This window comes from Bryocella elongata, from assembly GCF_900108185.1.
Classification (GTDB): Bacteria; Acidobacteriota; Terriglobia; order Terriglobales; family Acidobacteriaceae; genus Granulicella; species Granulicella elongata.
In genome coordinates this window covers 166510-187246 of record NZ_FNVA01000002.1, presented here as the reverse complement: position 1 = coordinate 187246, position 20737 = coordinate 166510, and the positions used below count along the sequence as shown (strand labels likewise).

Here is a 20737-nt window from a genome sequence, read left to right as displayed (position 1 = left end):
CGGTATACGAAGTGGAAGCAGGCAACTTGGCGCAAAGGAAGCGGCAGTGACGGGTCCGGCAGGAGAAGACCGGCAGAGCATGAGCGGACCGCGGTCGAGCGGTCCGAAGACGGCTTTGGCCCGCGAGGGCAGTTCTTTGGGCGCGGGAAAGCGGCAGCCAGTGCAGGCGCAGGCCCCGCAGGCCCCGAGCGCCGTTGCCCTGCTGGCCAGCGCAGCGCTCGCTTTCTACGCGGTTTCGAGCGTCGCTCAGACCGCAGCACCGGCAACATCCCCGACCACGACCACACTGAGTGGACAGGCCGCAAGCTCGCCGGCACTCTCGAACGGAGCGGCTGGCGCGGTGCAGTCCCCGGGCGCTTCGGCAAAGGCCGCGCAGGCTGCCAGTCCCGAGGCTCTGCCCGGGCCGAACTCGCAGAGCCCGGCGGCAGCCGCGGCGGCAGCGAACGCACCACCTCCCGCGCCAGTGGTAAGCAATCCCCTGCCGGCACTGGCCAGCTCGGTCTGGTCCAGGCAGGGAATGATGGTAAAGGACATCCGGTTCGACGGCGTGACCTTCCCCGCAGGCGATCCTCTGCCAGCGAAGCTTACCCAGAAGGCGGACCAGCCGCTGGATGCCGAGAAGGTCCGTGCGGATCTGCGAAGACTCTTCGCGAGCGGACGTTATCGGGATCTCGCCGTGAACGCCGAACCCAATGGCGATGGGTTGACGCTGATCTTTACGGGCACGCCGCGCTACTACGTGGGGCGGGTGACGATCGTCGGGGTGCCGAATGAGCGTCTGTCGTCCCTATTCGAGTTCTCCACCAAGCTTGAGCCGGGAACACCGTTTACCGAGTCGGAGATTCCGGCCGCGGTCGAAGGCATCACAGACGCGCTGAAGCAGAACGGGTACTACCAGTCGACGGTGGCCCCAACCACCGCGACGGACGTGGGCCAGCAGGTGAACGCGACGTTCAAGGTGACGCTGGGCCCGCAGGCGCGTGTCGGCGATGTGGCCGTCGACGGCACCGATGCGGGCATCACGCAAGAGGAGTTCCGCAAGAAAGGCGAGCTGAACTGTTCACTGCTCACCCACGCATTCCAGCCCCACTGCCGCCCCAAGGTGACGCGCGACACGACCAGCAACGCGCTGGCGGGAGTTCGTGGCTATTACCAGAAGAAGGATCGACTCGAGGGCACCATCAGCCTGGAGGATTCGACCTACGCAGCGCAACGCAGACAGATTGATTACAAGTTCCAGGCGCACCAGGGGCCGCTGGTAAAGGTGGACGTCGAGGGCGTGAAGCTGCCCCGCTCGCGCGTGAAACTGCTGGTGCCCATCTACGAGGAGGGCGCGGTCGACATCGATCTGCTGAACGAAGGCGCGTTCAACATCCGCGACTACCTGCAGCAGAAAGGCTACTTCGATGTGCAGGACTCAGTACAAGTCACCGGGCGCGACACCCCAACGGTCACGGTGCGCTATGACGTGAAGCCGGGCCTGCAGCATCGCGTCACCGATGTGACGGTGAAGGGCAACAAGTACTTCGATGCGGAGCTGATCGAGGAGTCGTTGCGGGTGAAGAAGGGCGATGCCTACCAGCGCTCGGGACGCTACTCCACGCAGTTGGTCAACGCCGACGCGAGCACGATCGAGAGCTTGTATCGGGCGAACGGCTTCACCCACGTCAAGGTGACATCGAGCGTTGAGGATATCGACAAGACGGCGAGCGGGCAGACGATGAAGAAGCCCGAGATCAAGGTGCACTTCAACGTGGTCGAGGGCGCCCAGCAGAAGTTCGGTGACGTGACGCTATCAGGAGTGGACGAAGCGCGGCAGGCCGAGGTGAAAAAGTTGCTGAGCGCCGAGAGCGGACAACCGTTCTCCCTGGTCACGCTCTCGCAGGACCGCGACGCCGTGTTGAGCTATTACGTCTCGCACGGCTTCGATCACGCACGCATCGAGCTGGACCAGGCCCTGAGCGATGACGATGCCACGCGCACAGACGTGACCTTCAACGTGCATGAAGGGCGTATGGTTGCGATCGAAAGCGTTCTGCTCTCCGGTGTGGTGCATACCAAGCCGCGCCTCGTCGACAAGCAGCTGAAGGTGCACGCGGGAGATCCGCTGAACCAGAGCGCGCTACTGGATACGCAACGCAACCTCTACAACCTCGCGCTGTTCAGCGAGGTAAACGCTGCGGTGCAGAACCCTACCGGGCAAGCTCCAACGAAGAACGTGCTCGTGCAGCTGACCGAAGCGAAGCGCTGGGATGTGACCTATGGCTTCGGCTTCGAGGCACAGACGGGCATTCCTTCCGTGACCAACGGCAACAAGCAGGGCAACACGGCAGCGCAGAACGGACAGGCTGGAGTGAGTCCTCGCGTGTCGCTGGACGTCTCCCGCATCAACCTGCGCGGCACAACGCAGTCGCTGACGCTGCACAGCACCTATGGTCTGCTGGAGCGCGTCGCTACGCTGACGTACAACGTGCCGCAGTTTCTCGGAAAGCCGACACTGACAGCGTCGATTTCGGGTGGCTACTCCAACGTGCAGAACATCACCACGTTCCAGGCCTCCACGCTGCAGGGTGACTTCCGGGTCGCGCAGAAGATCAAGCGCGCCGATAACGTGATCTACGACTTTCTCTATCGCCGCATCTCGGTGAACGAGGACTCGCTGGAGATTACGCCGAACCTGGTGCCGCAGCTGTCAGAGCCCGTAACGGTCGGTGGCCCAGGAATTACGTTCTTCCACGACACGCGCGATCCTTCGCCCCTGGATGCGCAACACGGGCAGTACTTCAGCGCCCAGGAGTTCATCTCGTACTCGACGTTCGGCGCAGAGACGGACTTCAGCCGCACAGACTTCTCGCACTCCAGCTACTACACGTTTGGCAAGCGACGGAAGTACACCTTCGCACGCAACCTGCGGGTGGGCTTTGAGAACTTCTACGGCGGAACCAGCGGCGTGAGCAATCTCTCCAGCATTGGAGCGATTGCCAACTGCTCGGGCAGCCTGCTCTACAGCAACGCGACCTGCAACCCGATTCCCCTGCCTGAGCGCCTGTACGCCGGCGGAGCGAACTCGCACCGCGGCTTTGGCATCAACGATGCAGGTCCCCGCGATCTGACGACCGGCTATCCCGTCGGAGGCTCGGCCGTGGTGGTGAACACCTTCGAGCTGCGGCTGCCGCCTCCCGTGCTTCCGCTGGTGGGAGACAGCGTATCTTTCGTCTTCTTCCACGACATGGGCAACGTCTTCCGCTATCCCTCGGACATGCTGAAGAGCATCAAGAACTTCCGGCAGCCCGACAAGCAGACCTGCGAAAACGTCAGTGTTCCGGCGGGCACGACGGATGTGAGTACACTCACGGGCACCTGCAGCTTCAACTACTACTCGCACGCGATCGGCATGGGTGCGCGCTATAAGACGCCCGTGGGACCGATCCGTGTGGACTTCAGCTATAACCTGAATCCGCCCACGTATCCCGTGTATGACGACTACACGGGTGCAGCGCCCTATGTGGGCCGTGCAAGTCACTTCAACTTCTTCTTTGGTATCGGACAGACCTTCTAAACCGCGATGACAAGGCGAGCACAACACGGCGGGGCGATGGACACGAAGGCAGCAACGATGATGCTTGCGGCCCTGTGCGCCTTTGCGGGCGCCGGGCTAGTCCAGGCGCAGGTCGCGCCATCGACCATCAATGCCCCGGGCCCGGCCAAAGTTGTGCCCGGCGTAGCTCCCGCCGCCTCTGCATCGTCGTTGCCGCCCACGACCACCACCTCGCCCGGTACACCCATCGACCGCATCGTCGCGATCGTCAATGGAGATCTCATCCTGGACAGCGATGTGGACCAGGAGCTGCGGCTCGAAGCTCTCGAGCCGTATGACAATCCGGAGCGTGAGGGCTCACGCGACCAGGCGGTCAACCGCCTCATCAACCGCGCGCTGATCCTGCAGCAGGTGAAGCTGCAGAACGATGAGCCCATCCCGGCCGATGAGGTTGAGAAGGAGCTCGACGGCCTGCGCAAGAACATCCCGGAGTGCAAGCGCTATGACTGCGCGACCAAGGCGGGATGGGATGCATTCCTCGCAAAGCAGGGCTTTACCGAGCAGTCGCTGCAGGGGCTGTGGGCGCAGAGGATGCAGGTGCTGGACTACATAGAGCAGCGCTTCAAGATGGGCATCCGCATTACTCCGCAGGAGATTCAGGACTACTACACGAAGACGATGCTGCCGGAGTATGCAGCCCAGCACGTAGCGGCTCCGAAGCTGGATACGCTGTCGGAGCGTATCCAGGAGGTGCTGCTCTCGCAGCACGTGACGGCTTTGCTGGATGACTGGCTGAAGAGCCTGCGCGCACAAGGGTCCATCGTCGTGATGCATCCCGGGGAGGTCGCACCATGAGCCTCTTCGGCAATGATCCCAATGCTCCGGCCTCCAAAGGACCGGAGGACGAGAAGCCCAAGGCGCACGAGTCGCTTCGTGACCACCTGAGGGAGACGCACGAGCACCTGAAGGAAACAGGCGAGCACCTCGGCGAACATCTCAAGGAGAAGGGCGAGCACCTCAAAGAGAAGCTTAAGGATGTACACGATCGGTATGAGGAGATTCCTCCTGCGAAACGCCGTGGATTCTGGCGTTGGGTGGGTATCGTCTCCGGTTCTCTGCTGGCGCTGCTGGTGCTGATGCTGGGCGTTGCGACCTGGTACACGGGCACCAACGACTTCCAGCACCGCGTGGGCCGCGAGGTGAAGGAGGTGCTCGAAGACTCCACCGGTGGCCGCGTCGACGTCGGGCACATCGGCTTCAGCCTGTGGCATCTTGCGATTGAGGTCGACGGGCTCGTCATCCATGGCACCGAGCCTGCCGGCGAGATGCCCTATCTTTCTGCGGACAAGATTCTGCTGCGTCTGCGCATCAACACCTTCATTTCCCACACCGTGGGCAAGGGGCCGCAGACGCACGTTGGGCTCAACTTCCTGCGTGTCGAGCAGCCGCATGTTCACCTGATCGTGAACAAGGACGGAACGACCAACCAGCCGACGCCGAAGCATCCGACACCAAGCACGGAGCCGGTGCAGAACACGCTGCTCGACCTGCAGGCTGGCGATGTGCAACTTGCCAATGGCCTGGCGGTGATCAACGACAAGTCGATCCCGTTCGACATGGCAGCGCACGATCTCGCGGCCGAGGTGAAGTACCTGCCGCAGACCGATCACTACGGCGCTACGGTCGACCTTAACGATCTGCGGACGAGGATCAGCAAGCAGCCCGAGGTGCAATCGCAGCTGCACATCACCGCCGAGCTTGGCCGCGACATGTTTGCGCTGAACAAAGTGGACTTTACGACGGCTCGCAATACACACCTTTCCGCGAATGTCTTCTTGCGCGACTTTGCGAAGCCGGTGTGGCAGGCGAGCGCAAACGGCAGCGTTGACCTGAAGCAGCTCGGACTGCTCGCGGGCATCGACGGTTTCAGCGCTGGTTCGGTGGAACTCGATGTGAGTGGACACTCGTGCGACGTGACTCCGCAGGAAGCGCAGACGAAGCCGCACTTCTGGCAACGGAGCCACAAGACATCACCCGCCGCCAAGGCGTTGCCGCCAAGCCCGGACTGCCAGAAGGGCTACCTGCTGGTGGGCGGGGTGAAGGCCCATCGTGTGGCCTATCGGATTCCCCAGGTTCGATTCCATGACGTGGACGCAGTGGCACAGCTTCACGTGACGCCGGAAGAGCTGCTCTTCAACTCGATCACCTCGACGCTTCCTGGTGGTGGCCGTATCGCCGGCGATATGAAGATCGAGAACTGGCTTGGCGAGGTGCTGCCCGATTCTCCGGTGGCCTCCGCGACGACGGTGGCCAGCGAAAAGGTCGCGAACAACGCCGCGAAGAGCATCGGTGCGAAAGCCCCCGTCGACAACGTGAAGGCCGTGAAGCGAAAGGATGTTTCGCCCAAGACCGCCGCAGCTACGGCGGCGCCGGTCACCGGCACGCATACGTACATCACGGTCAAGGTGCAGGGCATCTCGCTGCGCACCATCATGGACATCACCGCGCCGGAGCACTACGGTGATCTCGGACTCGACACGTCCATTGCAGGCCCCGTGGAGGTCGAGTGGGGCGGGCCCGCAACGAACGTCGCCGACACGGTGAAGGTCGACGCGGATCTGGCGTTTACTCCCACAGGCAAGCAAACCAGGGGCAGGCAAAACATCCCGGTGAGCGGCCATGTGGTGGGCCACTACGACGGCGCCAACGAGACCGTAAAGATCACGTCGGTGAACCTCCAGACACCATCGACGACGCTGGACGCGAACGGCATCCTCGGTGTGAACAAGGGCGATCCGTTGACGCAGCTTGCGCTCAACCTGCAGGCCCGCGATCTCTCCGAGTTCGACTCCGTGCTTCAGACGCTCGGCTTCGAGAACAATGGGAAGAAGGGCTCGGCAGCAATCCCCGTGGCGCTGCATGGAGCGTTGAACTTCAACGGTTCGGCGCATGGCGCGGTACGTAATCTCGATGTGAAGGGTCACCTGAGCGCGGACAACTTTGAGGCAGCATCAGGCACCACCGCAGACGTCCACATCGACTCGCTGGTCGCGGATGCGGAGTATTCCCCGAACTCGGGACTGGCAGTTGGCTCGTCGACGATCAAGCGCAACACCGCCGTGCTCGAGGTAGCGGGCACCTATCGTCCGCGCAAGGTCGTCTCACGGCGCGGCCTTGTGAGCTACGTGTGGGATGACGGCGGTGACATCAACACCAACTTGAAGCTGGACACAGCACAGGCTGCGGACCTGCTGGACATCGCTGGTCAGAAAGGCAAGATTCCTCTCACCGGTACCGTGGCTGCGAACGCTCATGCGGCAGGCACGTTGAAGACTCTCGCGGGTGGCGGCGAGGTGACGCTGAAGAACGGCTCGGCTTACGGCGAGAGCTATCAGAATCTCGATGTGATCTTTACGATGGCGGGGCCGCAGATCGACGCCTCCCACCTGCTGGTGCAGGCCTATGACATGTCGGTGAGTGGCTCCGGCAGCTACAACTACGAGACGAAGCACATCACAGCGCAGCTTGCAGGCAGCAACATGCAGCTGGCAAAGCTTGCGGCGGTACGCAACGCCGGGGCAGACGGCGTGTTGACCTTCAACGCCGATGCCAACGGCACGCTGCAAGAACCGAATCTGCATGCCAAGCTGAGCCTTGCGAAGCTGATCTACCAAGGCAAGGCGCTGGGGGACCTCAACGCGACCGCTTACAGCACGAAGAGCATCGTCTACTACGACGTGCATTCGAATGCGCTGGGAGCGCAGCTGGTAGCCAACGGCCAGACGGCCCTTACAGGGAACTTCGACACCAGCGCCAAGCTGACGCTCGCAGACCTCGATATTGCGAACGCGATCGCATTGTTCGCGCCCGGCAGCGTGAAGGCAACTTCGAAGATCAGCGGCACGATTACGGTGAACGGACCAGCGACGCAGCCGAAACAGCTGGTGGGCAACATCGAGCTGAACCTCGCCGACATCATGGTGCAGGGCATCGACCTGAAGACTGCGGAGCCGCTGCGGGCTTCGCTACGCAACGGCACGCTCACGATCGACCAGCTTCACATTACGGGGCGCGACACCGACCTGCGCGCGGGTGGCTCGGCGGTACTCTTCGGCGATCCCAATCCCAAGGGCGGTACGCTGAGCATCAACGCGGGCGGCGCGATCAACATGGGCCTCGCGCACGTCTTCGACCAGGATCTCATCACGAGTGGCAAGGTCATCTTCAACGTCGGGGCGAATGGAAGGTTGCTGGCGCCGGAGCTCAACGGCAAGGTGCAGTTCCAGAACGTGAACCTCGCGATCGACGGTATACCGAACGGCCTGAGCTCGATGAACGGCACGCTGGTGTTCAACGAGAACCGACTCGACGTGCAGTCGCTCACCGGGCGCTCCGGTGGTGGCGATCTCAAGATCGGCGGCTCAATCTACTACCAGAAGGGCCTGGTTGCGGACCTGACGGCCACCGGCGACAACGTTCGCGTCCGCTATAACGGGCTGAGCGCCACGGCCAATGCGAACTTCCGTCTGCAGGGCGGCCCGCAGTCGCTGCTCTTCTCCGGCAATGTGCTGATCACGCGCTTCAACGTGGGGCCGGATGTGGACTTTGCAGGCTTCGCGGGAGCGGGTGGTGTCGAACTTCCTCCGGATCCGACGTCTGCTGCCAACAAAGTGCGGCTGGATGTGCGGATCACGAGCTCGCCGCAGCTCGACTTCCAGAACAGCTACGCGAAACTTGCCGGTACCGTCGACCTGACAGTGCGTGGCACAACCGCAGTGCCGAGCATCCTGGGTCGCATCCAGATCACCGAAGGCAGCGCGACGTTTGCGGGAACGAAGTATCAGCTGGACCGCGGAACGATCTACTTCTCGAACCCGGTGCGCATCGATCCGATCATCGATCTGACGGCGAGCGCGCGCGTGGAGAACTACGACATCACGATCGGGCTGAACGGTACGATGACCAACCTGAAGCCGACGTACCGGTCAGAGCCCCCGCTCACTGAGGCTGACATCTTCAACCTGCTAGCGCTGGGACGCACACAGGAAGAAGCGCAGCTCTACCAGGAGCAGCAGGTGCAGGCCGGAACCGATCCGACGACCAGTGCGCTGCTGGGCGGAGCATTGAACGCGACCGTCTCGAGCCGTGTGGGCAAACTCTTCGGTGCGGGTTCGGTGAAGATCGATCCGGCCTTCGTGGGCACACTCGGAAACTCGTCGGCACGCATCACGGTGCAGGAGCCACTCTCCAAGCAGCTGACGCTGGTATTCGCGACCAACGTGAACCAGACGGCGCAACAGCTGATCCAGGTGCAGTGGCAGGTATCGGAGAATCGCTCGATTGTAGCCACCCGCGACGAATCCGGCGTCTTCTCCATCGTGTACAAGATCCGCAAGCGCTATCGTTAATTTCGGGCTCGGGCGTTATGTAAGCGTTTTGTCGGCGATGCTCACTTCCTCGGGCATTAAGCATCGAAATAGTTGAGCCTCCGAGGGGTGCGGAGCTCCAGGAGAAAGTGCACTATGCGAACAAAGACGCTACTATCCGCTGCTGCGATGCTGGCCATTACTCTTTCCACCGTTTCGATTGCGGCGCAGAAGGTCGACCCCGATCCTCAGCTTCAGGCCGAGGTGCAGAAATCACTCAGCAAGAAGCAGTATGCCGACGTGCAGGTCCAGGTCGCCGAAGGTGTTGTGACTTTGACCGGCCAGGTAAACAAGCTGAACGACAAGATCGAGGCCGCCAGGAAGGCTGAGCATTTCAAGCCGGTGGGCGTGCAGAATCACATCCAGGTGTCGATGAGCGGCGGCCCGGTCATCAGCGATCAGCAGCTCGGCGAGAAGCTGATGAAGAAGATCCTCTATGCCCGCGTCGGCTATTGGACGCAACCGTTCAATGCGTTCACGCTGGGCGTCCATGACGGTGTGGTGACGGTGGGCGGCGTCGCCGTGCGTCCTGAAGATAAGGACGAGGTGATCGGCGATATTGCCGATACCAGTGGTGTGCGCGACCTGGTGGACAACATCAAGGTGGCGCCGCTCTCCAGCAACGACGACCAGCTGCGCCGCGCGCTCTTTGCTGCGATCTACGGTTACACGGCGCTGAATCGTTACGCGCTTGATCCTGCGAAGTCGATCCGCATCGTTGTGATCAATGGGCACGCAACCCTCGTGGGATCGGTGGACAGCCAGTCCGACAAACAGATGGCAGGCATGCGGGCGAACGGCGTTCCGGGAGTGTTCTCGGTGACGAACGATCTGCAGGTCGCAGGCCAGGAGAGCGGCCGGTAGGTATCGGGTTCGAGTTGCCGGATGTCGGGTCAGCTGGTTCGTGGCCCAACACCCGGCAATGAGGGCCGGAAGGCGCCGGGAATGCCGTATCCGCGTTTCAAGTACGATTAAGCGATGGAAAACATTCTCCGCAGCACGCGCGTCACGCTGGAGATGATCAAGTGGGAGCACTCGATCTTTGCGCTCCCGTTCGCTCTCACGGGAGCGATGCTGGCAGCTGGTGGATGGCCGCCGCTTCAAGTTCTAGGCTGGATCATCGTGTGTATGGTGAGCGCCCGGTCGGCGGCCATGGCGTTCAATCGGCTGGTGGATGCGAAGCTCGATGCAGCCAATCCACGGACATCGATGCGGGCACTGGCCAAGGGCGAGCTTACGATCACGTTTGTCATCGCCTTCACGTTGATCTCGGCGTGCCTGTTTCTCGTGGCCTCCGCGATGCTGAATCGGCTAACACTGGTGCTGTCTCCAATCGCGCTGGCAGTGATCCTCAGCTACAGCTACATGAAGCGCATCACACGGTGGTCACACCTGGTGCTGGGGCTCGCGCTTGGCATTGCTCCTTCGGCAGCGTGGATAGCGGTGCGCGGCACCTATGACTGGCGCATGCTGTTGATGACGGCGATCGTGCTGCTATGGGTCGGTGCATTCGATGTGCTGTATGCGTGCCAGGACTTCGAGCATGATCGCAAGGTGGGACTGAACAGCATTCCGGCAGCGTTCGGCCTGGAAGGGGCGTTCTGGATCGCGCAGGGCATGCACGGCACCATGTTTGTGCTGCTCTTCGTGCTGGTGCATGCCTTCGGGCTGGGGTGGATTGCGTTTGCAGGGATGTGCCTTGTGGGCGCGTTGTTGGCGTATGAGCACGCGATCGTGAGCCCACGCGACCTGAAACGGATGAACGCTGCGTTCTTCACGTTGAACGGCATCATCTCGGTGGTGTTCTTCGTTTTTGTGGCGACCGATATTCTCGTGCGTCGCTGAGCTTCGTTTTCAAGAAACGACAAGGCCCGCCGAAGCGGGCCTTGTTCTTGGCGCCAAAGCGAATCCTAGTGATTCTTGTGTTTTTCGGCGAAGGCCTCGACGTGCTCGCGGACGTTCTGCGCAGTCGAAACAATCTTCTCCCGGATGTCATGCGCCTTGGCTTCAGCTTCGGGCTGGTGACGTTCCTTGGTGTCCTTCGCGGCTTCTTCAAGGCTTCCCCAGGCCTGCTGGGCGTGCCCCTTGATCTGTTGGGCGGCGCCTTCGTTGGCCAGGGAGTCGTTGTTCGTCAGCTCGCCGATGCTCTGCTTCGCGCGGCCAGCTACTTCGTTGAACTTGCCTTTGATCGTGCTTTCACTTGTCGTGGTGCTCATATGAGGCTCCTCGAAAAGGTACCGCGCGACTGGGCCGGAATCCCAAATCGCGAGTATCGTTTGCGTGCTAACTGTCGATGCGATCCAGCCTGATGCAACGTAGCCGGATCGCCGGGCAGAGCGACTAGATTCCTCTGCGCCCCGAAAGAAGGTTGAAGATCAGAACGATAACCGCCAAGACCAGCAAAAGGTGAATCCAGCCGCCCAGCGTGTAGCTGCTAACAACGCCGAGAAGCCAGAGGATGACGAGAATAATCGTGATGGTCCAAAGCATGAGGTCGTTCTCCTAACGATGAAGCGCGATCCTCATGCCTGCGGGATCGGCGCTGAAATCTTTCCGGCTCCGCGCCGGGTTGTAATGAATAAGAGCCCATGCTTATGAGCGAGGTTGTCCCTTCGCCGGGATAATCTGTTGTATCGACAGGGTTGCCCGTGCCGGCGAAAATCGCGCGGCAGGCGATGGAGGGTGGTAGCGGTGAGTCTCGGAACGACGCAGGCGAAGGAACAGGGCATTAGCAGATTGCGAACGGTCGCCATCCAGGGCGAGCCGGGATCGAACAGCCACATGATGGCGCTCGAGATGCTCGGGGACGTCGAGGTGGTTCCCTGCTCCATTTCGGCCGAGGTGATCGCGGCGCTGGTCGACGGTCGTGTCGATGGGGCGGTATTGCCGATCGAGAACAGCCTGCACGGCAGCGTGCATGAACACTACGACCTGATGCTGGCGAACCCGGTGCGGATCGACAGCGAGGGTCAGCTGCGCATCCGGCACAACCTGATGGTGGTTCCGGGTGTGAAACTCGACGAGATTCGCACTGTTTACTCGCACCCCGTCGCGCTGGCGCAGTGCCGCAAGTATCTTGCGACCATGACACACGCGCGCGCTGTGCCCTTCTATGACACGGCGGGCAGCGTGAAGCACGTGATGGCGGAGGGCCTGCGCGACGTAGCGGGTGTAGCTCCGGCGCTGGCTGCGGAGATCTATGGTGCGGAGATTCTCGTCCCGGGGATCGAAGACCACGAGGACAATTACACGCGCTTTCACCTGCTGCGGCGTGCGAGCGACCCCAAACCCGGCAGCCTTCCCGCCCCTAACAAGCTCAGCGTGGCGTTCGCGGTGGAACACCAGCCCGGCACGCTGGTGGCAGCGCTGCAGGGCCTCGCAGCGGCAGGCGTCAACCTGATGAAGATCGAGTCGCGCCCGGTTCCGGGGCGTCCGTGGGAGTACATCTTCTACGTGGACTTCCGCTTCGACGATGAGTCCACGGCGGACGCTGCGCTGGCGGCTCTGAAGCCGGTGTGCTCCATGGTGAAGGAGCTGGGGCGTTACGCGGCGGCGTAACGGGGCCAGCGTCACGAGTGTTAGATCTCTGGATCGATGTTCTCCGGTGGTGGAGGAGCTGTCGGCGGCAACGGTTGCGCGACGCTGAAGTCAGTGATGGGGCCGACCTGCCGCGGCGGCAGTGCCGGCGTGGCGATCGCCGAGCGTGAGCCGAAGGACTGCCCCGGACGGCTGCTGGGCGAGAATACCTCGCGGGCTCCTCGCAGGGCGAAGTAGACGATCCACCAGACGCCTACGAGGGCGACCAGGCCTGCGATCAGGCCCATCACGGCGAAGACGATGTGCATCTGCGAGCTGCTGACGTTGGACGGCAGCTTCATGGAGGACATCATGAGCGGAGCGATGAGGCAGATGAGAGCGAAGAAGCCCGCGGAAGCTGCAACGAGACCTCCCTGCACCATGATCGAGATGCGAGCCCAGGGCTTGAGCCGGAACAGTCCCACGACGGTGACGCCACCCCAGACGGCCAGTCCAAGCGACACGATCGACATTGCCACATAGATGAGCTGAATCGCGGCGATGCTGGGTGGCATGGCGCCTTGCGGCGTTCCGCTTTGTGCGGCTGCTAGCATCTGCGGAGACTTTCCAACCACGACGACGGCCACCGCCAGAAATCCAGCCATGACGAGCAGCCCCAGCGAGGCGAGACCCAGCGTCAGCGCAGCGATCACGACGCCGGTGGGGCGGCGCTCGCTGACCGGGGCGGGAGTGGAAGAGATGGGCACGAAGGCGGGATCGTAGGTCATAGGGGCTCGCGGACTCAGAGTTAGCAGGACAGGTTTGCCGAAGTGTATCGCGCCGGAGTTTCACATCGTGCTTCGGTTGCAGAAGAACGCCTCTTTCGAGTCTTCGCGCGTCCACAGCCGAGCTTTACAGTCGTTGCACCAGGAGCGTAGGGTGTCGCGAAGGCCGGTGTTGACGCCTGTTGACGTGTGCTTCTGCTCACATCCCTGAGGAGTGGATACGAGGTACGCTGTCAGTCAGCGCTAACGGGCGCTCATACAGCGTCGGCTAAGATAGTTCAAACCCCGAATTTGCAGTGTGAGCCAGGGAATGCCGGCGCGCATGCAAGGAGACTAAGACGAGATGGCAAGTGGAAGCTGCGACATCGGCCTGATTGGCCTGGCAGTGATGGGCCAGAACCTGGTCCTCAACATGAACGACCACGGCTTCAAGGTGTGCGTTTACAACCGCACGACGAGCAAGGTGGACGAGTTCCTGGCGCAGGAAGCAAAGGGCACCGAGGTTGAAGGTGCACACTCGATCGAAGAGATGTGTTCCAAGCTCAAGACGCCGCGCCGCGTCATGATCATGGTCAAGGCGGGCTCCGTCGTCGACCAGACCATCGAGCAGATCGTTCCCTTCCTGGAGAAGGGCGACATCATCATCGACGGCGGCAACTCGCTGTTCACCGACTCGGAGCGCCGCACCAAGGAGCTCGCGGAGAAGGGTCTGCACTACATCGGCACCGGCGTCTCCGGCGGCGAAGAGGGTGCGCGCTTCGGCCCGTCGATCATGCCTGGCGGCGATCCCGCGGCATGGCCTGCGGTAAAGGCGATCTTCCAGGGCATCTCTGCCAAGGTGGAAGACGGCACTCCCTGCTGCGACTGGGTGGGCGAGGGCGGGGCCGGCCACTACGTGAAGATGGTGCACAACGGCATCGAGTACGGCGACATGCAGCTGATCGGCGAAGCCTACCAGCTGCTCAAGGACACGCTGCACCTGACCGCCGACGAGCTGGCCGAGATCTTCACCGAGTGGAACAAGGGCGAGCTCGACAGCTACCTCATCGAGATCAGCGCGACCATCTTCGCCAAGAAGGACGATGACGGCACGCCGATGGTCGACAAGATCCTCGACACCGCTGGCCAGAAGGGTACCGGCAAGTGGACCGCGATCTCCGCTCTCGACATGGGCATGCCCGTGACGTTGATCGGCGAGAGCGTCTTCGCCCGTTGCCTTTCGGCTATCAAGGAAGAGCGCGTTGAAGCTTCGAAGATCCTCACCGGCCCCACGGCGCCTGCGTTTACGGGCGACAAGGCGGAGTTCATCGAGAACGTACGCCGCGCGCTGTTCTGCTCCAAGCTGATCAGCTACGCGCAGGGCTACATGCTGCTGCGCGAGGCCGCCAAGGAGTACAAGTGGAACCTGAACATGGGTGGCATCGCGCTGATGTGGCGCGGCGGCTGCATCATCCGCTCGGTGTTCCTGAACAACATCAAGGCCGCGTACGACAAGAACCCGAAGCTCGAGAACCTGCTGATGGATGACTTCTTCTCGGGCATCCTGAACAAGTACAACGCCAGCTGGCGCAAGGGCCTGATCGCAGCGATCGAAGCTGGTATCCCGACGCCTGCGTTCTCGACCGCGCTGGCGTTCTACGACGGCTACCGCACCGAGCGTCTGCCGGCGAACCTGCTGCAGGCACAGCGTGACTTCTTCGGCGCGCACACCTACGAGCGCATCGACAAACCCCGCGGTGAGTTCTTCCACACCAACTGGACGGGTCGCGGCGGTCGCGTGTCGTCGTCGACGTACAACGCGTAGAGAAGACAGTAATGGACAGACAGTAGACAGTGGAAAGCAGCAAGGCCCGCTCACAGTGAGCGGGCCTTGTTTTTTGGATCAGGCTGACGTCGAATCGCTTTGTTCCTGCCCCCCACCGATGGCTCCGAGAGGACAGAACTTTCCCGATGAAGCCAGAGGCGATGCGCAGTGAGGAGACCTGGGCCTCGTTCATGCCGTGCGTGACCTCATGCACGGGCCGAAACAACAGGTCTCTTCACCGCGCCGCTGCCAGCTCGAAGGGGGCCAGCTCACGCTTGGGTGAAATGACAGCCTGACGCCAAAGCCGCTAGTTGATGCGGCCCGACAAGCTCGGCATGATCACCTGCATGACGTACATCACGCCGATCACGACGGTGAGGAGACCAATCGCGATGGCATAGATGCGCGTGGGAAGGGCCAGGGCCTGGACTCGATGCACGATCATGTCCTGTTCCACGTGCACGGAGGCGGTGCCGCTCGCGTCCGAGAGGAAGAGCTGATCGGTTTCCATATTAGTTAGGTGCGAGCGATAGATCATGAGGGCGAGAAAGCCGGCGATCATTACGCCCCAGACTATGGACAGGACAACAAGTGTGGTCATCGAGGACCTCCTTGAACCATCTGCCGAAACACCCGGCCCACTTACCCGTTCGCTGGCGTCAAGCGACCCGGTCCTTCAGCGCCAGAATCATAGACCCGGTCTGGCACCAGAGGAAGTGATCCTGCGCACCATCTTTCGACAGCATTTTCGGTGTTCCAAAAGTGGCATGGGGACCGTGGATGGCCTGCAACGCGGCCTAGTCGTGCATGAAGTGGTAGATGGTGATTCCGACGCCGGTCACAACCAGGACGGTCAGGACCATGAGTCCAAGGATGAACCAGGAGGCGCGTTCACGCGCCTTTTCGTCCGGCACGGTGATTCCGAACGTAGCGATAAATGCATCGGCGATGGCTTCGATCAGGCGCATAGGAATAGAGCCATCCTACGCCCCGGGTATAGGTGGGGTGAATCCACGATCGTGCACCGGGCATCCAACACCTTCGGGCAGGCTGGCTTCCGGTCGGGATAGGCAAACTTCCCCCGCCCGGGAATTCCGCCGGACAGCCCTGCGGCGGTCATTTCGGGCCCCGGTCGAGCAAGTGGTGCGAACGCGCACCAAAGCAGTCGTAGACTGCTGTTAGACTGGAATCGAAGAGATTGCGCGAGATTTGCGCTCGAAGATTGCGAAGGAGATCGAAACCATGGCTACTGCTGCCGTCACCCCCGAAGTTGTGGAAGCGCCGAAGAGCTCCCAGCCTGTGAACCTCACCGATTCCGCGATTGCGAAGGTGAAGGAGATCATGGCCACACAGGATCCGATCCCCGCCGGTCTCCGCATCGGTGTTGTGGGCGGTGGCTGCTCAGGCTTCCAGTACTCCATGAGCTTTGAAAACGCCGCAGGCATGATGGACAAGGTTGTGCGCTTCGAAGACCTTAAGGTCTTCGTGGACGCGACCAGCGCCATGTACCTGAACGGCTGCACGGTCGATTATGTGGAGACGCTTGAGGCCGCCGGCTTCAAGTTCGAAAACCCCCAGGTGAAGTCGACCTGCGGTTGCGGCTCCAGCTTCAGCGTGTAAACCACGCTGTTCCCATGGCAAAGGCCCCGCTGCGGCGGGGCCTTTGTGCGTTTTGCAGATCTTCCTACTCCGCGAGCAGCACGGACATCTTCTCGAGCGCACCCGTCCAGCCCATCGTGTAGCTCTGGCTCGCGTCGCTAGAGATTCGTTCGTGGAGGATCGTCACCTCGGTGCCACCGTCGGCGTCGCGGAAGGTCACGGTGACAAGCGACTCTTCTCCAGGGTTCCAGGAAGGCTTCCAGGTGAACTGCAGGCGCTCTCCGGGAAGGACCTCCGTGTAGACGCCTTCAGCGCAAGTCACCTGCGGCTGGCCCGGAGGGAGCACAGCGTCCGGCTTGGCGTGCGCTTCGATCCGGAACAGTCCGCCTTCGCGGACGTCCAGCACGGCGAGGGGGCAGAAGCGGTTTGCCGGCCCGAACCACTTCTGGACGATCTCCGGCTTCGTCCAGGCCTCGTAGGCGCGGTTGCGAGAGGTGCGAATGACGCGTGACTGTTTGACGAACGGCACAGCGGAGGCGAGCGATGGGACTGCAGCGGTAGTGGACATCAGGATTCCTTTTCGGTTGGCGAGGCGAGTTATGCGGCGTAGAGCGCCACGAGCTTGACGAGGGTGTCGGACCAACCACCGTCGTAGGCAGGGGCGATGTCGGAGGGGAGTTTTTCGTGGAAGACGGTGATTTCGGTGCCGCCTTCGACGTCGCGGAAGGTGACGGTGATCAGCGACTCTTCATTGGACCGGAAGGCTGTGACCCAGGTGAACTGCATACGCTCGCAGGGGACGACCTCGGTGAATACGCCGCAGCCGGTAACTGAGCGGGGAACATTGGGGAACGGGATGGCGTGCGGAGGCGTGTCGTCGGTGAGGCGAATGATTCCGCCAACTCGGACGTCCAGCTCCGCGCCGATGCAGATGCGGTCGCGTGGCCCCCACCACTTCATCATGATCTCGGGGCAGGTCCAGGCGTCCCAGGCCTGCTGGCGGTTGGAGCGGAGAATGCGAGTGAGCTTGACCGACGAGAACGGCGAAGCCGGTTGCGAAGAAGGAATGACGGCCATCAGGACTCCTTTTCCGTTTGTGATTCCCGCTCGGCTTGGGATTCGAAGTGCGCCTGGAGGCGGTCGAGGTTGTCGCTCCAGAACTGGTGGTAGAAGGCCAGCCAATCCTGCGCAGCCTCCAGGGCACGGGGCTGCAGGGAGACCATGCGGGACTTCCCCTCCCTGTCGCGGCGGATGAGCGAGGCGCGTTCGAGAACATCGAGGTGCTTGCTGACGGCGGCGAGCGACATGGTGTTCGCGAACGGCGTGGCCAGCTCTCCCACCGTCAGGCGGCGTCCAGCGATCGTTTGCAGAAGCGCGCGGCGGGTCTTGTCCGAGAGCGCCTGGAAGACAAGATCAAGATCCGGGCTTCGTTGTTCAACCATACGGTTGAATGTATGCCAGCGCCTCCGCACTGTCAACCATTCGGTTGAATTAATTTGCTCCCGCCGGGATTGCGACAAGAGCGGCAGAAAGCTGCCATTCCTCTCCCTCGCCTCAAGCGTGCGTGCCAATGGCGGCCACTCCCGTCTAAGCTAAGGACAGCTATCCTGCATGACAGAGTTCACCGTAAAACTCGCTGACGACCGTGGCCGCATTCTGGAGCAGGTCCACACCGCTGCCACGGCCGAGGAGTTGCGTTCGCGCTTCACCCAGGCTGGCTACCTGGTCTATGACGTCAAGGCGAAGTCGACCTTTGGCCGCTCGACCAAGAAGAAGATCAAGCTCGGGCCGTTCCTGATCTTCAATCAGCAGTTCCTGACGCTGATTCGCGCGGGGTTGCCGATCCTGAGTTCGCTGGAACTGCTGGCCAAGCGGCAGAAGGACCTTTACTTCCGGGCTCAGCTGGAGGATGTGGCCGCGCGTGTGCGCACGGGCCAGTCCATCTCCGAAGCCTTTGAGGCGCAGGGCGGCGTGCCGCTCGTGTACACGACGACACTGCTGGCCGGCGAACGCTCGGGAAACCTGGAAGAGGTGCTGCAGCGGTTTCTCGACTTTCAGCGAGTGGCATTGACCTTCCGCAAGAAGGTTCGGGCGAGCCTGATCTATCCCAGCTTTCTGATCCTGATGGTGATCGGGCTGTTCATCTTCCTGATCACATTCGTGGTGCCGCGGTTTGCCCAGCTGTACGACCAACTGGGCACGCAACTGCCGCAGATGACACTGATTCTGCTGGCTGTGGGTCAGGGAGCGCAGCACTACGGACTGTATGTTGCGCCGGTGGCCGCGCTGTTAGGCTGGCTGATCTTCCGCTGGACACAGACCGAGCCGGGAGCTCTGTTCGTCGACAAAGTGCGCGTGCGGCTGCCGATCTTCGGGCAGGTGTGGCTGAAGTACCAGGTAGGGCTGTTTTCGCGGACCCTCGCGACCCTTCTGACCGGCGGCCTGCCGCTTGTGCCTTCGCTCGAGACCGCGGCACGTTCGATCGAGTCGCGGCAGATCGCCCGCGCGGTGAGGACCTCCGTTGAAGGCGTGCGCGAGGGCAAGGGACTTTCTGTGAGCCTGGAGAACACCAGGGTCTTCCCGGAGCTGTCCATCGAGATGATTGAGGTCGGGGAGAGCACGGGCGCGCTTCCCCAGATGCTCAACTCGGTCGCCGAGTTCTTCGAGGAAGACGTGCAGACCTCGCTGGCGGCGATCATGAGCATGATCGAGCCGGTGATCCTGATCGTGATGGGCCTGGTCGTGGTGACCATCCTGATCGCGCTCTACCTGCCGATCTTCAGCCTGAACGGCTCGTCCTAGACTCGATGCTCGGCGGGTACGCTTTGGACCGGCACGACGCGGGGTTGGGCAATTAGATCTGCGAAAAACGCGGTCTGCCCGCGGCATGTCCCCTTTGAGCCTTGCGCACCTTCTCCACCAGCATGGCCGCAGTGCGATCCATCCGGTAACGCACTTCGGCCGTGCGGAGCGCTTGTATGCGCATGGCATTGCGCTGGTTTGGCGAAAGTTCGAGCCACCCTCGCAGCAGCGCTTCTGTGCCTTCCAGGGTGTCGGGCTGCATCAGTCCGGCGCCATCGGCCTGCACTTCGGCGGCGATGTTCACTTTGTCGGAGAGCAGTGCGGGAACGCCACAGGCGAGAGCTTCGGCGACCGCGATGCCAAAGTTCTCCTGGTGCGAGGGGAGCACGAACGCATTTGCCATATAGAGGGCACCGTACTTGGCGTCATCGCGCAGGAGGCCCGGCCAGTGGATACGGTCTGCGACGCCGAGGCGCGAAGCCAGTTCCTGCAGTTGCGAAGCCCAGCCGACCTCATCGGGGCCGGCCATCACGAGATCGAGTTCGCGGTCGAGCGCGGCGGTCTTCGCGAAGGCCTCGATCAGCAAGTCGCAGCCCTTCTTGGGATGCAATCGACCGAAGAAGAGCAGGAAGCGGCGATCACGGACCTCAGGGCATCGGTCGAGGAACGCCTCGCGCATGGCGGGGGTCCGGTCGGGCGGACTACCGGTGCCATAAGGCACAATCAGCTCTCGCCAACGGTGCAGCCAGAAGCTTTCACGCGCAAGCCTGGCCTCGGCCTCCGAGGTAAAAAGCACGTAGTCGGCGCCGACGAGCACACGGTACTCGACGAGCAGCCAGTAGATCCACTTCTTGAGATGTTTGAGCGGGAAACGGTGCTTGAAGTAGGGATCGAGCATGCCGTGAGCGAAGACGAAGTACGGCAGCTTGCCGCGCACCTCGTCCAGCGCGGCGAGTCCGGGATAGCCCCAAAGGCCGTTGACGATGACGCAGTCGAAGCGGTGAACGTTCTCCCGCAGCCAGCGATTGAGCTTCAGCGAGAATCCGTAGCGGTGCGAGACTGGCCCCAGAGCGTGCACCGGAAAGGGATAGGAGCGCAGGTAAGCAGCGTCAGGGGCATCCAGACTGACGACCTCGCCGCTATAGCCATCGCTCAACAGCAAACGAACCGACTCGGTCGGCCCACCGGCCGCCGGATCCATTGTCCCGATAAGATGAAGGAATCGCATTGCTCGACCATCCTCCGACTGCGGTTGAATAAGGCCAGG

At 62.0% G+C, this 20737-nt stretch carries 18 protein-coding genes; 9 read left to right on the top strand and 9 right to left on the bottom strand.

All coding sequences use genetic code 11. From position 1 onward, the window contains the following. Positions 1-79: 79 nt before the first annotated feature. The 5 genes from C4S68_RS06995 to C4S68_RS06975 all read left to right on the top strand — a co-directional run bounded on the left by C4S68_RS06995 (position 80) and on the right by C4S68_RS06975 (position 10809). Positions 80-3559: an outer membrane protein assembly factor gene (locus C4S68_RS06995; protein ID WP_103932350.1), complete on the top strand. Its 3480-nt coding sequence runs from the start codon at positions 80-82 to the stop codon at positions 3557-3559. Between the two features lie 36 nt (positions 3560-3595). After that, entirely contained in the window at positions 3596-4393 is a 798-nt protein-coding gene (locus tag C4S68_RS06990; protein WP_103932349.1) for a peptidylprolyl isomerase, read from the top strand. Further along, complete coding sequence (locus C4S68_RS06985; RefSeq protein WP_103932348.1) at positions 4390-8946, top strand: translocation/assembly module TamB domain-containing protein; 4557 nt, start codon at positions 4390-4392, stop codon at positions 8944-8946. Before C4S68_RS06990 ends, C4S68_RS06985 begins: the two co-directional genes overlap by 4 nt. Before the next feature lie 114 nt (positions 8947-9060). Then, the gene (locus C4S68_RS06980; protein ID WP_103932347.1) at positions 9061-9828 is read left to right on the top strand and encodes a BON domain-containing protein; all 768 of its coding nucleotides are present in this window, start codon (positions 9061-9063) and stop codon (positions 9826-9828) included. Between the two features lie 114 nt (positions 9829-9942). Continuing rightward, entirely contained in the window at positions 9943-10809 is an 867-nt protein-coding gene (locus C4S68_RS06975; RefSeq protein WP_103932346.1) for a UbiA-like polyprenyltransferase, read from the top strand. A 65-nt stretch (positions 10810-10874) separates the two neighbouring features. Here C4S68_RS06975 and C4S68_RS06970 read toward each other — a convergent pair whose 3' ends face one another. Then, positions 10875-11180: a CsbD family protein gene (locus tag C4S68_RS06970; protein WP_103932345.1), complete on the bottom strand. Its 306-nt coding sequence runs from the start codon at positions 11178-11180 to the stop codon at positions 10875-10877. A 124-nt stretch (positions 11181-11304) separates the two neighbouring features. Continuing rightward, positions 11305-11454 carry a lmo0937 family membrane protein gene (locus C4S68_RS06965; RefSeq protein ID WP_103932344.1) on the bottom strand — a complete coding sequence of 50 codons (150 nt, stop codon included), beginning with the start codon at positions 11452-11454 and terminating at the stop codon, positions 11305-11307. Positions 11455-11655: 201 nt separating this feature from the next. Between C4S68_RS06965 and C4S68_RS06960 the strand changes: the two genes are divergently transcribed. Further along, complete coding sequence (locus C4S68_RS06960) at positions 11656-12522, top strand: prephenate dehydratase (protein ID WP_268807267.1); 867 nt, start codon at positions 11656-11658, stop codon at positions 12520-12522. 20 nt (positions 12523-12542) lie between these two features. Here C4S68_RS06960 and C4S68_RS06955 read toward each other — a convergent pair whose 3' ends face one another. Beyond that, positions 12543-13268 carry a hypothetical protein gene (locus C4S68_RS06955; RefSeq protein WP_103932343.1) on the bottom strand — a complete coding sequence of 242 codons (726 nt, stop codon included), beginning with the start codon at positions 13266-13268 and terminating at the stop codon, positions 12543-12545. A gap of 340 nt (positions 13269-13608) precedes the next feature. On the opposite strand from C4S68_RS06955, the gene gnd reads away from it, so the two are divergent. Continuing rightward, a complete protein-coding gene (gnd, locus tag C4S68_RS06950; protein WP_103932342.1) occupies positions 13609-15069 on the top strand; it encodes a decarboxylating NADP(+)-dependent phosphogluconate dehydrogenase in 1461 nt (486 codons plus the stop codon). A 307-nt stretch (positions 15070-15376) separates the two neighbouring features. Here the strand turns inward: gnd and C4S68_RS06945 are convergent, their stop codons facing one another. Both C4S68_RS06945 and C4S68_RS23135 read right to left on the bottom strand, forming a co-directional pair. Continuing rightward, positions 15377-15670, bottom strand: coding sequence for a hypothetical protein (locus C4S68_RS06945; RefSeq protein ID WP_103932341.1), 294 nt, complete (start codon positions 15668-15670; stop codon positions 15377-15379). A gap of 196 nt (positions 15671-15866) precedes the next feature. Beyond that, on the bottom strand, positions 15867-16037 hold the full coding sequence (locus tag C4S68_RS23135) for a hypothetical protein (protein ID WP_160115047.1): 171 nt from the start codon (positions 16035-16037) through the stop codon (positions 15867-15869). Between the two features lie 274 nt (positions 16038-16311). On the opposite strand from C4S68_RS23135, the gene C4S68_RS06940 reads away from it, so the two are divergent. Further along, positions 16312-16689 (top strand): HesB/IscA family protein, encoded by a 378-nt coding sequence (locus tag C4S68_RS06940; protein WP_103932754.1) that lies wholly within the window; start codon positions 16312-16314, stop codon positions 16687-16689. A 64-nt stretch (positions 16690-16753) separates the two neighbouring features. On the opposite strand, the gene C4S68_RS06935 is transcribed toward C4S68_RS06940, so the two are convergent. From C4S68_RS06935 to C4S68_RS06925, 3 genes are read right to left on the bottom strand one after another with little or no spacing between them, the layout of a single operon-like run. Continuing rightward, on the bottom strand, positions 16754-17236 hold the full coding sequence (locus tag C4S68_RS06935; protein WP_103932340.1) for an SRPBCC family protein: 483 nt from the start codon (positions 17234-17236) through the stop codon (positions 16754-16756). Between the two features lie 29 nt (positions 17237-17265). Continuing rightward, positions 17266-17745 carry an SRPBCC family protein gene (locus C4S68_RS06930; RefSeq protein ID WP_103932339.1) on the bottom strand — a complete coding sequence of 160 codons (480 nt, stop codon included), beginning with the start codon at positions 17743-17745 and terminating at the stop codon, positions 17266-17268. After that, positions 17745-18239, bottom strand: coding sequence for an ArsR/SmtB family transcription factor (locus tag C4S68_RS06925; RefSeq protein ID WP_200821502.1), 495 nt, complete (start codon positions 18237-18239; stop codon positions 17745-17747). Before C4S68_RS06925 ends, C4S68_RS06930 begins: the two co-directional genes overlap by 1 nt. A 40-nt stretch (positions 18240-18279) precedes the next feature. Here C4S68_RS06925 and C4S68_RS06920 point away from each other — a divergent pair, with 40 nt between their 5' ends. Next, positions 18280-19470, top strand: coding sequence for a type II secretion system F family protein (locus C4S68_RS06920; protein ID WP_103932337.1), 1191 nt, complete (start codon positions 18280-18282; stop codon positions 19468-19470). 52 nt (positions 19471-19522) lie between these two features. Here C4S68_RS06920 and C4S68_RS06915 read toward each other — a convergent pair whose 3' ends face one another. Next, entirely contained in the window at positions 19523-20698 is a 1176-nt protein-coding gene (locus tag C4S68_RS06915; RefSeq protein WP_103932336.1) for a glycosyltransferase, read from the bottom strand. Positions 20699-20737 lie beyond the last annotated feature (39 nt).

What these genes read in the sequence shown, in the direction of transcription:
- C4S68_RS06995 (WP_103932350.1), top strand. Translation starts at nt 80, where the DNA reads ATGAGCGGACCGCGGTCGAGCGGTCCGAAGACGGCTTTGGCCCGCGAG.
- C4S68_RS06990 (WP_103932349.1), top strand. Translation starts at nt 3,596, where the DNA reads ATGGACACGAAGGCAGCAACGATGATGCTTGCGGCCCTGTGCGCCTTT.
- C4S68_RS06985 (WP_103932348.1), top strand. Translation starts at nt 4,390, where the DNA reads ATGAGCCTCTTCGGCAATGATCCCAATGCTCCGGCCTCCAAAGGACCG.
- C4S68_RS06980 (WP_103932347.1), top strand. Translation starts at nt 9,061, where the DNA reads ATGCGAACAAAGACGCTACTATCCGCTGCTGCGATGCTGGCCATTACT.
- C4S68_RS06975 (WP_103932346.1), top strand. Translation starts at nt 9,943, where the DNA reads ATGGAAAACATTCTCCGCAGCACGCGCGTCACGCTGGAGATGATCAAG.
- C4S68_RS06970 (WP_103932345.1), bottom strand. Translation starts at nt 11,180, where the DNA reads ATGAGCACCACGACAAGTGAAAGCACGATCAAAGGCAAGTTCAACGAA.
- C4S68_RS06965 (WP_103932344.1), bottom strand. Translation starts at nt 11,454, where the DNA reads ATGCTTTGGACCATCACGATTATTCTCGTCATCCTCTGGCTTCTCGGC.
- C4S68_RS06955 (WP_103932343.1), bottom strand. Translation starts at nt 13,268, where the DNA reads ATGACCTACGATCCCGCCTTCGTGCCCATCTCTTCCACTCCCGCCCCG.
- gnd (WP_103932342.1), top strand. Translation starts at nt 13,609, where the DNA reads ATGGCAAGTGGAAGCTGCGACATCGGCCTGATTGGCCTGGCAGTGATG.
- C4S68_RS06945 (WP_103932341.1), bottom strand. Translation starts at nt 15,670, where the DNA reads ATGACCACACTTGTTGTCCTGTCCATAGTCTGGGGCGTAATGATCGCC.
- C4S68_RS23135 (WP_160115047.1), bottom strand. Translation starts at nt 16,037, where the DNA reads ATGCGCCTGATCGAAGCCATCGCCGATGCATTTATCGCTACGTTCGGA.
- C4S68_RS06940 (WP_103932754.1), top strand. Translation starts at nt 16,312, where the DNA reads ATGGCTACTGCTGCCGTCACCCCCGAAGTTGTGGAAGCGCCGAAGAGC.
- C4S68_RS06935 (WP_103932340.1), bottom strand. Translation starts at nt 17,236, where the DNA reads ATGTCCACTACCGCTGCAGTCCCATCGCTCGCCTCCGCTGTGCCGTTC.
- C4S68_RS06930 (WP_103932339.1), bottom strand. Translation starts at nt 17,745, where the DNA reads ATGGCCGTCATTCCTTCTTCGCAACCGGCTTCGCCGTTCTCGTCGGTC.
- C4S68_RS06920 (WP_103932337.1), top strand. Translation starts at nt 18,280, where the DNA reads ATGACAGAGTTCACCGTAAAACTCGCTGACGACCGTGGCCGCATTCTG.
- C4S68_RS06915 (WP_103932336.1), bottom strand. Translation starts at nt 20,698, where the DNA reads ATGCGATTCCTTCATCTTATCGGGACAATGGATCCGGCGGCCGGTGGG.